This window comes from Prevotella vespertina, from assembly GCF_009728485.1.
Taxonomy (GTDB): domain Bacteria; phylum Bacteroidota; class Bacteroidia; order Bacteroidales; family Bacteroidaceae; genus Prevotella; species Prevotella vespertina.
The window spans coordinates 52,668-68,034 of sequence record NZ_VVIQ01000006.1 but is presented as its reverse complement, the minus strand read 5'-3'; the positions used below and the strand labels follow the sequence as shown (position 1 = coordinate 68,034).

The following is a 15,367-nucleotide window of genomic DNA, read 5'->3' as shown; positions in this document are numbered from 1 at the left end:
CTTTCTCCTATGCTTTGCGTCTTTTTCTCACGTATGTTTTGTTATCTTCACCATGGTGAAGTTTATGTCTCATCATGATGAAACTTGTGTCTCTTCACGATGAAACTTGTGTCTCTTCATGATGAAACGAATAAAGCACACGTATATAAGAGATGAAACATAGGCGTATAACGAATGAATCATACGTGTATAGCGATTGAAACATACGTGCGTAACGAACGGAACACACGTGCGTGGCAACTCGGAGGTAGGGGAATAACAAGCTGAACGCATATAAGGAATCATCCTCGAAAGGGTTATAATCGAAGTGGAAACACGTTAGAAACGATGGGTAGGGCGGTTGTATGGTCATTAAGTAGGGTATGATGAAATAGAAATAGGTATTATTTGTTTACCTTTGCACCTGACTTAATTCGACAAAATATGATGAAGAAGATTCTAACGTTACTCTATTTGTTAGGCTGCGTGCTAGTTGCGAGTGCCCAAGGCGATGACTCGTTTAATAAGAATAGTATCGCATTGGGGGGCGAACTAACCTTACAAGGCACTTGGCAAGTAGATTTTTCCTATCATCGAATGTTTACCCCTTATGTGGGCGTGGGTGCATCGGTGGGAATGTGGAAGCAGGTTTCTTATCATGGAGTCCCCGAAGGCAATGGATGGATAGTCTCGTCAGACTATAGAGAAGCGGAGGACTTCTTCCTTCGTCCTTCGCTGCGTCTTGTGTCTCCAACTGTATTGAAGATAGCTGATGCGAAGCTGAAGTTATTTGCTGAACCAGGCTTTATGATGAATATACCTTTGGGTAATGTCTTTGTTGACTTGTTGGGTAATTACAACCTACCAAAGGATGTGGTGAATGTCCATACGAGTAAGGGTACGTGGTATGCCTTCGATTGCAAGCTGGGACTGAGCGTCGATGTTGGTGATATGAGCATTTGGACTGGCTATAAGTTCTCTACTCTTGATACGTATGCCCTGCGGCGCAATCTGGTCTATGACAACGTCCGATTCAATGACTTCTATCCGAAGAAGAAGTGCATGCATGGCGTCTTCTTGGCTGTTAGCTATAACTTTTAGGGGGTGTGTCGGGTAGCCTATCTAACGGAACTAACCACTTGTTCACTTGTCAGCTCATACACTTGTCAACTCGTGTCAACACGTTATTTATGGGGTTTTTATTTTGCCGTTCATGCGGTTTACACTACCTTTGTAGTCCATTAACCAACATAATTAATGAGTAAGAAACATATACTTCTTATCAATGACATGGCAGGATATGGCAAAGTGGCTACAGCCGCAATGCTGCCTATCTTGTCTTATTTGGGGCATCCCGTGTATAACCTTCCTACGGCATTGGTCTCAAATACGCTCGACTATGGTAAGTTTAAGATCTTAGAGACAACTGATTATATCAAGGATGTATTCCCTGTTTGGAAGGAATTAGGTTTCAGTTTCGATGCGATAGCGACGGGCTTTATCGCATCAGAACGTCAGGCGCAATTAGTTTCAGCCTATTGTCGTGAGCAAGCTGCACGCGGCACAACCATCTTTGTTGACCCGATAATGGGCGATGAAGGGAAGCTCTATAACGGTGTGACGGCTGCTACTATCAACTCAATGCGTGAGATGATAAGCGTTGCCGATCTCACTTTCCCTAATTACACGGAGGCTTGTTACCTCACATCGAGCAAGTTTAATACAGATGGAGTAGACTTCGATGAGGCGAAGCGTTTGCTTGATGGATTGCGTTTGATAGGAACGAAGTCGGCATTAATCACCTCCATTCTTATTGATGGTACGCCTTCCGTAGCGGGGTATAATCATGTAACAGATAAGTATTTCAGTCTCCCTTATACCGAAATCCCCGTCCATTTCCCAGGGACAGGCGATATCTTCTCAGCTATTCTTATTGGTCACTTACTGGATGGCGAACTGCTCATTCCTAGTACACAAAAGGCGATGGATGGCGTTTACGCACTGATAGATCGTAATAAGGATAACGAGGATAAGAACAGGGGAATCCCTTTGGAGCAATACTTAGGATTATTATAAAGGATAACAACTAAACAACGATAATATGGATTGGATCAATGGACTCTTCTCCATTCCTTCAGCGCTTCAAGGCGTAGTAGTTATATCGCTCATTTGTGCTGTTGGTCTCGGCTTGGGTAAGATAAAGTTTGCTGGTATCTCGTTAGGCGTTGCCTTTGTATTCTTCTTTGGTATCGCTGTGGGAAGTCTCGGCTTGAAGGTAGACGACCAAATGCTCAACTATTGTGAGACGTTCGGCTTGGTTATCTTCGTTTATACCTTAGGCTTGCACGTGGGACCTAACTTCTTTGGTTCCTTCAGGCATGAGGGAACCTCGTTTAATATCTGGTCTCTGGCAGTCATCATCCTTGGTACGGCAATGGCAGTAGCCCTTACGTATATCATGAAGGTGCCCATGTCGGATATGATAGGTATTCTTTGCGGTGCAACCACGAATACGCCAGCCCTCGGTGCAGGTCAGCAAGCGTTGCAGCATGTGGGTGTGAGCGGTGCTAGAGCTGCGTTAGCAACGGCTGTTACCTATCCACTCGGTGTTGTTGGTGTTATCTTTGCAATGATATTCATCCGTAAGTTCTTTGTCAAGCCCAGCGATTTGGAGGTGAAGAGTGGTAGCAGTGACGACCATACCTTTATTGGTCAATTCGTTGTAGTCAACCCTGCTATCAATGGTAAGTATATTGCTGACATAGCGCAGGGCACGCATCGCAAGTTTATTATCTCGCGCATTTGGCGTGGCGATGAAGTGATTGTACCGAAGGGCACAACCGAACTCAAGACGAATGACAACCTCCTTGTGGCAACGAAGAAAGAGGAAGTGCCAGCGATGGAGTTGCTCTTTGGTAAGCGTGTGGAGCGTGACTTGAATAAGGAACAAGTGGACTGGAACCACTTAGACTCTAAGGTGGAGAGCCGTGTGATAGTATTGTCAAAGAGCGTTCTTAATGGTAAGCGACTTGGTCAGTTGCACCTTCGTGATGCTTATAACGTCAATGTTAGTCGTGTTCTCCGTAGTGATATCAAACTCTTGGCGACGGAAGATCTTGTCTTGCGCTATGGCGATCGCCTCACATTAGTGGGTCAGCCAGAAGCAATCGACCATGCAGAGAAGTTCTTGGGCAACTCTGTTAAGACGCTCAATGAGCCTAACTTGGCTATTATCTTCCTTGGTATGCTGCTCGGTTTAGCGTTAGGAACAATCCCATTCACGCTCCCTGGTATGGATTCGCCCATCCATTTAGGAATTGCAGGAGGTCCTATTATCATGGGAATCCTCATCGGTGCGTTCGGTCCTCGTTTCCACTTCATCGCTTACGCCACCCGTAGTGCATCGTTGATGTTGCGTAAGTTAGGACTAGCCCTTTATCTTGCATGCCTCGGTTTGGATGCAGGTAAGGACTTCTTAGCAACGGTTGTGCGTCCAGAAGGCTTACTTTGGATAGGCTTAGGATTTGTTCTTACGGTACTACCAGTGATCATTGTGGGTGTTGTTGCGCTCCGCATGAAGAAGTTCGACTTTGGTACTATCTGTGGAATCCTATGTGGCTCGATGGCAAACCCTATGGCATTGGGTTATGCCAACGATACCGTTAATGGCGAAACAAGCAACATCAGTTATGCAACCGTTTATCCTTTGGGTATGTTTATTCGTGTGATCATAGCCCAAGTGCTGGTGATGTTCTTTGTCTGACGGCGTTATGAAGATCTCCCTGTCACATCTATCAGTAGGCTATACGGCTTCGCAAGCACTTGTTTCCGACGTGAATGTAGAGTTGCAAAGCGGTCAATTACATTGCTTAATAGGGCGGAACGGTGTCGGTAAGTCTACGCTCCTAAAGACATTGACAGGCTTTCTTCCAAAGCTATCGGGCAACCTTCTATTAGATGGGCAAGGCATAGAGACCTTTACACAGCAAGCATTGGCACGAAAGATAAGCATTGTTCTGACACAGAAGCCTGATGTGCAGAATCTGACAGTGGCAGAAGTTATTGGGTTGGGGCGTTCCCCTTACACAGGTTTCTTTGGTAAGTTGCGTGCTAAAGATTGTGCAGTTGTTGATGATGCTATCCGCTCTGTGGGGATAGAACCACTTCGACATAGGATGATTCAGACGCTTTCTGATGGCGAGCGACAAAAGGTGATGATTGCAAAGGCACTTGCACAAGAAACGCCCATCATACTCCTTGATGAGCCAACTGCCTTTCTTGATTTCCCTTCTAAGGCGGAGACCTTTCAGTTGTTACGCTCTATGGCGCATGAGAAAGATAAACTCATCGTGCTTTCTACACATGATTTGGAATTGGCTGTGCGCTTTGCTGATTGCTTGTTGGAGGTAGAAGGAGGCTCATTGCATACTGTTACAGCTACTGAGGTGAGGCAAGAGATGCAGGAGATAATCGGGAAATAGAATAGTGTTTATCGTCAGTTAAACATGAAAGAATCAATACGACAAAATAAGGAATGATTATGAAGAAGAATGTATGGATAGCAATTGCCCTTGTTGTGGCAGTCTTTAGTTTTAGTAGTTGTGGTACGCAGCAAAGTGCAACACAGCCCACTTCGAAGCCTGTAACTACTGATACGGTTGTAAGTGTTGAACCCATAAAGGACGTAATCAGTATTGCTGAGGCACTGGATATGTTCCAGAATCCAGATAAGACGGCTGCTATTACCAAGAAGTATGGCTATAAGCTGAAAACGAACTATGAGGTTTATCGACTTGATAAGTTCACTAAGATGTATTATAAGAATTGTGCTTTAGCGAAGCTCCTCACTGCTGATAAGTATGAGGATTATCCAAAGCCAATGCGCAAAGGTGTGTCTAGTTACGTTGCTTTCAAGGATGGCGCAATGATTATCGCAGTATTCAATCAGCCTGCATACGATAACCTTGTAGCTCAAGTCAAGGCTGCTGGCTTCACGTTGGATATGCCCGGCAATGAGGATATATATAAGAAAGGTAATCGCACCATCGCCTGTTATAAGGATGGAAAGAGTGTGAGGATTGAGTAAGCCTCAGGCTTAGCCACCCCTCTTCAGTGAGAGAAGTGCTGGATAAAGAATGCCCTCTTTTGTTTCATAACCTTATGTTATAGGAAACAAAAGAGGGCATTTGCTATTTTTACCCTTTATGAAGAAGGGTAGGGAGGAGGCTTTCTCCTATCCTACCTGGCTACCTGGTTTCACCTCGCTCATGGTTGTTGTAACCGTGAGTGAGCCGTCGAAGTTGACAGCGGAGAGGATCATTCCTTGGCTCTCGATGCCCATCATCTTACGAGGAGCAAAGTTGGCAACGAAGAGAACGTCCTTACCTGTGAGTTGCTCTGGCTCATAATAGGCTGCAATACCACTAAGGATGGTGCGCTCAACACCTGAACCATCGTCGATAGTGAACTTTAGGAGCTTCTTACTCTTCTTCACTTTCTCGCACTTGATGATATGTCCTACACGGATATCGAGCTTCTCGAAGTCTTCGAAAGGAATCTCCTTCTTAATTGGTTCAGCCTTGTAGGATGCAGCTTCATTGGCTTTCTTGGTCTCTTCTAGTTTGTGGAGCTGTGCCTCGATAGCCTCGTCATCAATCTTCTCAAAGAGGAGTTCTGGTTCTGCCAGCTGTTTACCTGCAGGGAGGAGATCGGTTGAGCCGAGTTCACTCCAGTCGTACTCTGTCATATTAATGAGTTCACGTAGCTTCTTACTAGAGAATGGCAAGAATGGTTCGAAGGCGATACTGAGGTTTGCAACGAGCTGAAGTGAGATATAGAGAATTGTCTCTACACGCTTAGGATCAGTCTTCCAAACCTTCCATGGTTCACATTCTGTGATGTATTTATTACCGATACGCGCAAGGTTCATCGCTTCCTTCTGTGCCTCACGGAACTTGAATACTTCGAGATAAGCCTCTACTTTTGCCTTGACATCCTTAAACTCTTGTATCGTTAGGCGATCCACTTCCTGTAATTCACCGCAAGCTGGTACGATACCATTCCAATACTTCTTCGTTAACTGCAATGCTCGGTTCACGAAGTTACCATATACAGCAACGAGTTCAGAGTTGTTACGCTCTTGAAAGTCTTTCCATGTGAAGTTGTTATCCTTAGTTTCTGGAGCATTGGCAGTCAACACGTAACGCAGAACATCCTGCTTCCCCTCAAAATCGCGAAGGTATTCATGAAGCCAAACAGCCCAATTCTTGCTTGTAGAAATCTTATTGTCCTCAAGGTTCAAGAACTCATTTGCAGGGACATTGTCGGGTAGTATGTAATCGCCGTGGGCTTTCAACATTGTTGGGAAGATGAGGCAATGGAAGACAATGTTGTCCTTTCCGATGAAGTGAACCAATCTTGTCTCTGGATCTTGCCACCACTTCTGCCAGTTGCCAAAGTGTTCTGGATCGCTATCGCATAACTCTTTCGTATTTGAGATGTATCCGATAGGTGCATCAAACCAAACATATAGAACCTTGCCTTCAGCTCCTTTTACAGGAACAGGGATTCCCCAGTCGAGGTCACGGGTCATTGCACGAGGTTGCAAGTCCATATCCAGCCAGCTCTTACATTGTCCGTAAACGTTTGGACGCCACTCTTTATGATCCTCGAGAATCCATTGCTTCAACCATTCTTGGTAATTGTTCAAGGGTAAGTACCAGTTCTTGGTCTTCTTGATAACGGGTTGTGAGCCAGAGATAGTAGAGTGAGGATTCTTCAATTCCATAGGACTAAGGTCGCTGCCACACTTCTCGCATTGGTCGCCATACGCATTGGGGTTACCACAATGAGGGCATTCTCCCATGATATAGCGGTCTGCCAAGAACTGATGAGCCTCTTCGTCGTAATATTGCTCACTCTCTTGTTCAACGAGTTTACCATCATCATATAACTTACGGAAGAAGTCTGAAGCGAACTTGTTGTGCGTTTTACTTGTTGTGCGACTATATATATCGAATGATATTCCGAACTCTTCAAAGGAGTCTTTGATAAGTTTATGATAGCGATCACATACATCTTGAGGAGTGATACCTTCCTTCTTTGCACGAATAGTAATAGGTACTCCATGCTCGTCACTACCACCGATAAAGATCACATCACGCTTCTTTAGACGAAGATAACGCACGTAGATGTCGGCTGGAACATATACACCTGCAAGGTGTCCTATATGTACACCACCATTGGCATAAGGCAATGCAGCTGTAACAGTAGTGCGCTTGAATTTCTTTTCTTCCATATATGTTTGATTGTTATTTATAGGTTGCAAAGTTACTGTAAATAAGGTAAACGGCAAAAGAAATATAGATAAAAGCCAATGGTTGATGGTGTCGTTATCCTGATTTTATTTACCTTTGCACTCGTTTTAAGGTTTAGTTATAATGACTCAGGATAACAATTGTAATAATTCAACACGTCATAAACTTAGTTTGATAGGCGTGATTGTGACATTAGGTATTGTCTTTGGAGATATAGGAACATCTCCTTTGTATGTAATGAAGGCAATAGTAAGAGCTGGGAATCCAGTTAATGCGGAGTATATCATAGGTGCTGTCTCCTGTATTATATGGACGTTAACACTCCAAACAACGGTTAAGTATGTCTTAATTGCACTTCGTGCTGATAATAAAGGGGAGGGTGGAATCCTGGCTCTGTATGCTTTGATACGTCGACATAGTCGTAAGTGGTTCTATCTCTTGGCGATTGTCGGAGCCAGTACACTGATAGCTGATGGTGTCATAACACCTTCTATCACCGTTCTCTCGGCTATTGAAGGTTTGAAAGTCTATGAGCCAGAGACCCCAGTAGTACCTATTGCCCTTTGTATTGTCACCATCTTGTTCTTTATTCAGCAGTTCGGTACAAATGCTATAGGTAAGCTTTTTGGTCCATTGATGTTATTATGGTTCACAATGTTAGGTGTGTTCGGAGCTGCAAATATAGGTGCTTACATCCCCATTTTACAGGCTTTTAACCCTTTACATGCCGTTCATTTGTTAGCAAGTAACCCTGAATGGTTCTTAATCTTAGGTGCGGTTTTCCTTTGTACGACTGGTGCTGAGGCTTTATACTCCGACTTAGGACATTGTGGAATCAATAATATCCGAACCAGTTGGGCGTTTGTTAAAGTCATGCTCATCCTCAACTATCTAGGTCAAGGAGCCTGGATAATTGCGCATACTGATAGTTTGAATCCTGGGATGAACCCTTTTTATGCCATCATGCCCCACGGCATGCTCTTCTTTGGCATTATCATGGCAACGATAGCAGCCATCATTGCGAGTCAAGCATTGATTAGTGGCTCGTTTACTATCTTCAGTGAAGCGATGAACTTAAAGTTTTGGCCACGTCAGAAGATTAAGTATCCTACCGACGTGAAAGGGCAGCTTTATATTCCGTTTGTTAATATGTCACTCTACATTCTATGTGTGATTGTCATTCTCTTCTTCGAGAGTTCAGAGCGAATGGAGGCTGCTTATGGTTTGTCTATTACGATAACCATGCTGATGACAACACTTCTTTTGAGTGCATATCTCACTATTCGTCGTGTAAATCGTTGGTTAATCTCTTTGTTCCTCATTGTCTTTGTAGGGTTAGAGAGTATCTTCTTTATTGCCAATATGGCAAAATTTATGAATGGTGGATGGGTTACCATGCTTCTTGCCAGTGTGATGATAATCATCATGTATGTATGGTACAATGCCACAACCATTCGTAACGCACAGATTCAGATACGTGATATTCGCAAATCATTTAGTATCATCTCAGATATAAAGAACGATGATACTATTCCCAAGTATGCCACGAATATAGTCTATCTAAGCAAACTTGGTGGTAAATATGACATCGAACAGAAGATTCTCTATTCGATAATTAATAAGCACCCAATGCGTGCTGACCATTATTTCTTGCTGCATATAGACTATCAGGACAGCCCTTCAACACTGGAATATGATGTTACAACGTTGATTCCTGATACCCTTTACCGCATCAACTTACGTTTAGGATTCCGTGTTCATCCACTTGTTAATCGTTATTTTAGGCAGATCATCGAGGATATGGTGGCTAAAGATGGCTTTTCACTAGCGTCATCTTATCCGTCATTAGCTAAGCATGACGTTATGGGAAACTTTGTCTTTGTACTGATTAATAGGCTCTATGCTACTTTCACCTCCTTCTCTTTTAAGGAGCGCCTTATCATGGATGCCTATGAATGGATTGACCGATTGAAACTAAGTATGACCCGTTCTTTAGGATTGAACACAAGTAATGTTTTGATAGAGTATGTTCCACTTGTGGTGAGGTCACATGCAAAACAAGCGAAGGCTGGTATTCCTAGAGTTGAAAGGATAGAGGAAGACGCCGAATAAACCCGCTTCGATACTTATAAAGGAGTATCGAAGCTCATTTGTTCCCGACTGATTGGATGCGTGAACTCAAGGTGTCCTGCGTGTAACCAAAGGCGTTCCGCACGTTGTCCGTAGAGCCTATCACCAATGATGGGTGTATCTAATCCATCGGGATGAGCACAATGGATGCGTAATTGATGGGTGCGTCCTGTTAGTGGATGGAGTTCTATCTTTACAGCTGGTAGATTCTCTTTTCCATATAGGGTTTCTCCAATTACATGGTAATCAGTGATTGCTCGTTTTCCGTGTAGATAGTCGACGCATTGTCGTGGGCGGTCATTGATATCGGGGGAAAGGGGTAATTCAATCCTACCCGACGAAGGATAAGCTTTATCGAGGAAAGACATTGGAAGCAAAGCTACGTATGTCTTCTTTACAGAACGCTGTATAAACTGAGCTTGCAAAGTCTTATAAATCTCCAATGAACGTGCCACAACAAGCAAACCACTCGTTGCCATGTCCAATCGATGTACGATGAATACATCACTCTTATCGTTCCATTGTGTCTTTAATAGACTATAAACAGAAGGTTGATCACCTTTCCCAGGAACAGAAAGCAAGCCTGATGGCTTTACGACAACAGCCAAATAATCATCCTCGTAAAGTGTTTCTAACTTTATCCGTTCTGCTTCTTTCTTATGACTTGTCACTATCTTCTCACCAAACAAAGGCGTTTGTAAACCCTTCAACATCCATTCTAATATAGGTTTACACTTCCCGTTGCAGGCTGGATAATAGTTTCTATGCTGTCGAATCTCTGTCTTTGGTGATGCTCCCCACCAAAACATTGCCATTGAGATAGGCTTATATCCGTGCAGAAAGGCATATTGCAAGAGCTTTGGTTCACAACATTCTCCAGCACCAGCAGGCGGAAGTAACGATGGAGCGAGACTCTCGGTGGCTAGTGACAGATGGGCAACTTGTGTACGTGCTGGACTATTCTTTAGATAATACTCACGGAAGATTGTGAGTAAGTTCTTCGTCTCTCCGCAAGCATTGAGCAAATTGAACTGTGAGAAGAGCCATTGTTGTAAGTGGTCAGACTTCATCTTTCGCTCTCTTTTCCACGCTGTTATCCTCTCTTGATAGTGAGCCAGTCCCTCCTTGGCAGCCGTGATTTTTTCCGTATATAATACCTTTGTTCGATGCAATTCAGCCTTTAGAAACTGACTTTCTCTTATCATTTCAGCTTGTTCTACATCGGTTATTACAGCGTTCTCATTACGTCTTTTTTCACGCAATCGTTTAGCTTCTTTCATTGTCTTGCGTGCTTGCTCAATAGCTTCTGTCGCCTCTTTCTGAAGTTGAGAGAGCTTCTCTTTTGTCTCCTTATAGGCTGTTGAGGCTTTCAACTGCGCTATTCTCTTGTTGAGAATAGTTATTTCTTCCTCGTGGACTTTGAAGTATTCTCCCGGTTGTAGATAGTCGAATACTGCGGGAACATAGTCTTCTCCACCTTTCTCCATCTGTCCAGAATAGGCTTGTAGGTATCCTATCTGTCCTTGATGTTCAACTATTAACACGCCATACATCTTTCCCTCAATAGGTGTTGGGGGCAATGTAGCCTGTAATTGAGCAACAGCAGCACGACAGAGTGCGTCTGGTTTATAATCAAAGGGATTATTGAAGCTGGTGGGGAGAGGTGTGTCTATTACTAATGGGTGGAACTTCATGCTGCAAAGGTAAGGAAAAGTTGACAAGTAAACGGGGTTACAAGTAGACAAGTTGATGGGAAAGTAGACAAATGAACGGGGTTACGAGGAAATGAGTTATTGGTAATTGGGGGTGTTGATAGGTTTTAATTAGAACTAATAAAATGAAGAATAAACTCGTAAAACACACTAATCTTTTAGAAAAACATTACTTTTGCCCTTATGAAGAAGGTATTTTTTGTATTTCTAATGATAATATGTTGTGGACTGAACAGTATTGCCCAACAGACAACAAAAGCTCCCGCAAGTCGTCCAAAGATAGGACTTGTGCTCGGAGGAGGCGGTGCGAAAGGAGCTGCGGCAGTAGGAGTATTGAAAGAGATAGAGCGTGTGGGCATTCCTATCGACTATATCGCTGGGACAAGTATAGGCTCGATTATTGGCGGACTCTATGCTAAGGGCTATCGAGCGAATGATATCGACACCCTTTTCCGTTCGCAAGATTGGCTTTCATTGATGGCTGATCGCGATACAACTCTTATGGGAAAGGTCTTCAAAGAAGAGGATGGTGTGTACTATCTGTTCGGTTTTCCCGTTCGTCGAAAGGCTGGAACAGGAGCAAATGAGGCTTTCGGACTATTGCATGGTGACCATATCTATAATTTCTTAGATACCCTTGTCGCTCATTCCCCCGTGCAACGTGGATTACAGCAAAAGGTAATTCCCTTTGCTTGTGTGGCTTTCGACATTCGAAAACAGCAAGAGATAGTGATCGATACAGGCTCTTTGGCCCGTAATATGCGGGCTAGTATGGCTATTCCGGGAGTGTTCAAACCGATTCTATTAGATACGATGACGCTTGTTGATGGCGGTATGATCAATAACCTCCCAGTAGATGTTGTGCGCAAGATGGGTGCCGACATCGTTATTGCTATCGATCTCCAACAGAATAAACACGATGATTATCATTCGCCATTAGCCTTTTTGAAGGGAATGGGTGGCGTGCTGGATTGGTTGGCGGAACGCCCTGATATAAAGAAATATAATGTTAATCGCACCCAAGCCGACATCTACATCAATCCCAACCTAGGCTCTTATAGTGTAAAGGACTTCAATGTTAAAGCAATAAAGGATATGATTCGCATTGGAGAAGAGACAGGGAAGCAATATCAACGACAGCTTACTGAGTTGCTTTCCAAGGTTGGCAAAGGTTCTTAACACGCTCGTAAAACTGCCCCAATACGTCTAGCATGTCACCTGGAAGATAGTCTATAGCCTTTTCAATCATCCATTCTGGCACCTGATAGTAGGCTTCTGCAATAGAACCAGCTATACATGCTTTGGTGTCAGTATCGCCTCCGCACATAACAGCTAAGCGTATCGTCTCTTCAAAATTATTGGCATTCATAAAGCAACGTAACGCCATTGGAACAGTCTCCTGACAGGTTGCATCGAAGTGACCTTCAGCCCCAATCTTGATGATGTTACGCATGGATGGCAATTCATAACCAAAGAACTTGTGTACTTTCTTCTCAACATCTGCCTTGGAGAAACGCATTAGGCGCAACCAACAAATAGCCTCGGCAACACATTGTGCACCCTTTATTCCTTCTGGATGATTGTGACTAACTCGTGCGCTCTTAGCCGCTTCTTCAATCACTTCTTCCCACTCATCAAAGAGCCAGCCTATCGAACTGACACGCATTGCCGAACCGTTTCCATAGGAGTTCATAGGCTGTGGGTGTTCGGCATGTAACCACTTGTCAAACCAAGTACCATAGCCTCCCATAGGGTCTGGATAGCGTTTGCACCAATCGAGTAAGCTATCTTGATAATCACGACCATTTAGTATCGCATCAGCAATAGCGATAGTACAAATGGTGTCATCTGTATATGAGCAATCTTCTGTGAATAGGTCGAATCCTTCTTTTGGAGTCGCTCCGAATTCGAAGCGAGAGCCTACTATATCTCCAATAATAGCGCCAATCATAATAGTCTAGGTTAGTCTTTAAGAGTACTCCGACCGGGAATCGAACCCGGATCAAAGGTTTAGGAAACCTCCGTTCTATCCATTGAACTATCAGAGCAAACCATTAATAGAGATGCCTCTTATAGAATGGTTGTCCTATAAGAGGGCATCTTCTTTATAGCTGCAAAGGTAGGAAAAAAAACTAATATACCTTTGTAAATAGTTCTTTTATTTATTTCCTAAGCACAAAAGCGGCTTTTTCTCTTATGCACCATGGAAGAGATACTCCTGTTGGATGTCCTGAGTAAGCAGCGTAAAGAGCTTCTCTTGTAATTGATCGGCTAGTGCTAGAGCATCGTTGAGTACCTTATCAGAGAAGGCTTGCAACATATCCTGTGCATGGAATGGTTGTGTCTTATAGATACGAAGATACTCCTCTTCCATTTCGCGTTGACGCTGGTCTGTCTCTGCTTCAAAGGCTGCGTAAGCTTCTTTGATGACTGGTGCATACTTGTTATAGTTGGTCATTCCCAGTGTCATTACCTTGCGGAACTTCCAATAAGCAGAGTCTGCACTTGACTCATTGGTGCCCTTTGTATAGGCTTCAGGGTATGACGTCACACCCTGATAGAGTGGAAGGAAGACTCCAAGATCAGCCATTCCCATTGCGACATAGTTGATACATCCGATGGCTTGAGGCAGCTCTGGACGTACCTGCAAGAGGTGAGTTTGAGTCGTACGGAAGATAGATACAGGGCGATAAACCTCCTTTGGATTGCTATGGAGATATGGGTCATGCTCCGTGTTATCGTAATGGAAGCGGAAAGCAGAGCGTAGTTCTGTCAGTGAAATCTTATGTGCTGGCTTTGCAAAGACCGGGAAGGTGTTCTTCGTAACATCGTTCTTTATCTCTGGAGAGAAGAACTGTTGCAATCCCCATACACGTGGGTAATTATAAGTGGTATCCAACTCTACATCACGAGCATAAGCCTCATGGAAGTCGAACTCGCCCTTAGCTGGATCGTAGAGACCATGTTTCTCGGCAAACTCTATGAGGTCGGCTGATGCTAAGTAGTTGTCCATGTCGTTTGGATCATACTTGCGGAAACGACTCTGATTACCCGTAACGAAGTATTGATTACGTGGCATGCGACAGGCTAGCCATCGGTGTCCACAAGCTGTCTCAAAGTACCAGATCTCATCCTTATCGATGAAACCTATACCGAAGCCTTCGGCTATTCCGTACTTTTCAACAAGCATTCCTAGACGTTCAACACCCTCTCTTGCAGTATGTATATATGGTAAGGTGATATTGAAAACAGAGTTTTCTGCAACGCCATTCTCCACCAATGGATCGTATTTTAACGCCTCATCGTTACTGAAGATACTCTCAGTTGCACTCATGCCAACACCTGCTGTGTTGAAACCAGCACTTCCCCAATGGTGGTGGAGATGGTGAGGTGAGAGTGCGTGATAGCCTAATGCCTTAGAAGGAAGCTCACAACGGAACGGACTATCAAGTGCCACGAACTCTTGAGCGCCGTTTTCTGTATCCTTAAAGATCTCATAGTTCTTAGCTACCATAGCGTCCCAATCTTCAGAACGAGCTACTATCATAGAACCATCTGCGGTCTGTTCCTGTCCGATAATGATGGTTGTACACTCTGATGGAAGGCTCTGCTTTTGTTGCATATTAGTCTTTTTCATAAGCTTAAAAGTATTTAATTGCGAATTTCTATCTAATCGCAAAAGTAGTAATTAATTGATAGAAGTAACGCAAAAGGTCATACAAAAAACTATAAAAGAGGCTTTGCTTTAATTCAAAATTCAGATTAGGGAGAGTTGATGAGTGGACTGGTTAACAAGTAGACAGGTTATTTGTTCTTTGGAATAGAGCACCACAAAGTAGGGACAGACGCCCTCGTTGGAAACCCCACCCAGCCTCCCCTAATGGGAGGGGTACCTAATGATAGTTGGTTAGGATAGATATTTCTAATCAGAGAAAATGCCCCAAAGTAGGGATAGACATGGACATCTGTCCCTATAGGTTTGTATCTTTTCCATCCAAAGAGGGCGTCTTTTCATGACAAAGAGAGGCTCTCTTCATAGCAAGGAAACGCCCTCTTTAAATGGAGAAGGGCGTTTCTTTGTTTTGTCTTCATCGTTTCCGTCTTCCGAAGCATAGCCTCGTTACACACCAACCCAGCCTCTTCTAATAGTCTCCCCGTTAGGCACATCCCTCCTTTGGAGGGGCTTGGGGAGGCTTTAAATGAAGCTTTGTTGCCTTATTGGAATATTAT

At 43.7% G+C, this 15,367-nt stretch carries 11 protein-coding genes and 1 tRNA gene; 7 read left to right on the top strand and 5 right to left on the bottom strand.

What is annotated here, in order from left to right; genetic code table 11:
- Positions 1 to 423 precede the first annotated feature (423 nt).
- The 5 genes from F0475_RS06855 (at position 424) to F0475_RS06835 (ending at position 5,065) form a co-directional block, all read left to right on the top strand.
- The gene (locus F0475_RS06855) at positions 424 to 1,080 is read left to right on the top strand and encodes a hypothetical protein (RefSeq protein ID WP_155716037.1); all 657 of its coding nucleotides are present in this window, start codon (positions 424 to 426) and stop codon (positions 1,078 to 1,080) included.
- Positions 1,081 to 1,236: 156 nt separating this feature from the next.
- Positions 1,237 to 2,055 carry a bifunctional hydroxymethylpyrimidine kinase/phosphomethylpyrimidine kinase gene (locus F0475_RS06850; protein WP_018910983.1) on the top strand — a complete coding sequence of 273 codons (819 nt, stop codon included), beginning with the start codon at positions 1,237 to 1,239 and terminating at the stop codon, positions 2,053 to 2,055.
- 25 nt (positions 2,056 to 2,080) lie between these two features.
- On the top strand, positions 2,081 to 3,742 hold the full coding sequence (locus F0475_RS06845) for a putative transporter (protein WP_155716036.1): 1,662 nt from the start codon (positions 2,081 to 2,083) through the stop codon (positions 3,740 to 3,742).
- Between the two features lie 7 nt (positions 3,743 to 3,749).
- The gene (locus F0475_RS06840) at positions 3,750 to 4,460 is read left to right on the top strand and encodes an ABC transporter ATP-binding protein (protein WP_155716035.1); all 711 of its coding nucleotides are present in this window, start codon (positions 3,750 to 3,752) and stop codon (positions 4,458 to 4,460) included.
- 59 nt (positions 4,461 to 4,519) lie between these two features.
- Positions 4,520 to 5,065 carry a hypothetical protein gene (locus F0475_RS06835; RefSeq protein WP_155716034.1) on the top strand — a complete coding sequence of 182 codons (546 nt, stop codon included), beginning with the start codon at positions 4,520 to 4,522 and terminating at the stop codon, positions 5,063 to 5,065.
- Positions 5,066 to 5,212: 147 nt separating this feature from the next.
- Here F0475_RS06835 and metG read toward each other — a convergent pair whose 3' ends face one another.
- Positions 5,213 to 7,276: a methionine--tRNA ligase gene (gene metG, locus F0475_RS06830; RefSeq protein WP_155716033.1), complete on the bottom strand. Its 2,064-nt coding sequence runs from the start codon at positions 7,274 to 7,276 to the stop codon at positions 5,213 to 5,215.
- Between the two features lie 142 nt (positions 7,277 to 7,418).
- Between metG and F0475_RS06825 the strand changes: the two genes are divergently transcribed.
- On the top strand, positions 7,419 to 9,407 hold the full coding sequence (locus F0475_RS06825) for a KUP/HAK/KT family potassium transporter (protein WP_155716032.1): 1,989 nt from the start codon (positions 7,419 to 7,421) through the stop codon (positions 9,405 to 9,407).
- A 14-nt stretch (positions 9,408 to 9,421) separates the two neighbouring features.
- On the opposite strand, the gene F0475_RS06820 is transcribed toward F0475_RS06825, so the two are convergent.
- Entirely contained in the window at positions 9,422 to 11,119 is a 1,698-nt protein-coding gene (locus tag F0475_RS06820; RefSeq protein ID WP_155716031.1) for an RluA family pseudouridine synthase, read from the bottom strand.
- Between the two features lie 201 nt (positions 11,120 to 11,320).
- Between F0475_RS06820 and F0475_RS06815 the strand changes: the two genes are divergently transcribed.
- Positions 11,321 to 12,316, top strand: coding sequence for a patatin-like phospholipase family protein (locus F0475_RS06815; RefSeq protein ID WP_155716030.1), 996 nt, complete (start codon positions 11,321 to 11,323; stop codon positions 12,314 to 12,316).
- Here F0475_RS06815 and F0475_RS06810 read toward each other — a convergent pair.
- The 3 genes from F0475_RS06810 to F0475_RS06800 form a co-directional block, all read right to left on the bottom strand.
- Complete coding sequence (locus F0475_RS06810; RefSeq protein ID WP_155716029.1) at positions 12,279 to 13,088, bottom strand: ADP-ribosylglycohydrolase family protein; 810 nt, start codon at positions 13,086 to 13,088, stop codon at positions 12,279 to 12,281. The genes F0475_RS06815 and F0475_RS06810 overlap by 38 nt on opposite strands.
- A 25-nt stretch (positions 13,089 to 13,113) precedes the next feature.
- Positions 13,114 to 13,185: transfer RNA gene (locus F0475_RS06805), tRNA-Arg, on the bottom strand.
- A 146-nt stretch (positions 13,186 to 13,331) separates the two neighbouring features.
- Positions 13,332 to 14,774: a C69 family dipeptidase gene (locus tag F0475_RS06800; RefSeq protein ID WP_155716028.1), complete on the bottom strand. Its 1,443-nt coding sequence runs from the start codon at positions 14,772 to 14,774 to the stop codon at positions 13,332 to 13,334.
- Positions 14,775 to 15,367 lie beyond the last annotated feature (593 nt).

Coding starts and splice junctions, on each gene's coding strand:
- F0475_RS06835 (WP_155716034.1), top strand. CDS start 4,520: ATGAAGAAGAATGTATGGATAGCAATTGCCCTTGTTGTGGCAGTCTTT.
- F0475_RS06800 (WP_155716028.1), bottom strand. CDS start 14,774: ATGAAAAAGACTAATATGCAACAAAAGCAGAGCCTTCCATCAGAGTGT.
- F0475_RS06820 (WP_155716031.1), bottom strand. CDS start 11,119: ATGAAGTTCCACCCATTAGTAATAGACACACCTCTCCCCACCAGCTTC.
- F0475_RS06810 (WP_155716029.1), bottom strand. CDS start 13,088: ATGATTGGCGCTATTATTGGAGATATAGTAGGCTCTCGCTTCGAATTC.
- F0475_RS06815 (WP_155716030.1), top strand. CDS start 11,321: ATGAAGAAGGTATTTTTTGTATTTCTAATGATAATATGTTGTGGACTG.
- F0475_RS06850 (WP_018910983.1), top strand. CDS start 1,237: ATGAGTAAGAAACATATACTTCTTATCAATGACATGGCAGGATATGGC.
- F0475_RS06840 (WP_155716035.1), top strand. CDS start 3,750: ATGAAGATCTCCCTGTCACATCTATCAGTAGGCTATACGGCTTCGCAA.
- F0475_RS06825 (WP_155716032.1), top strand. CDS start 7,419: ATGACTCAGGATAACAATTGTAATAATTCAACACGTCATAAACTTAGT.
- F0475_RS06855 (WP_155716037.1), top strand. CDS start 424: ATGATGAAGAAGATTCTAACGTTACTCTATTTGTTAGGCTGCGTGCTA.
- metG (WP_155716033.1), bottom strand. CDS start 7,276: ATGGAAGAAAAGAAATTCAAGCGCACTACTGTTACAGCTGCATTGCCT.
- F0475_RS06845 (WP_155716036.1), top strand. CDS start 2,081: ATGGATTGGATCAATGGACTCTTCTCCATTCCTTCAGCGCTTCAAGGC.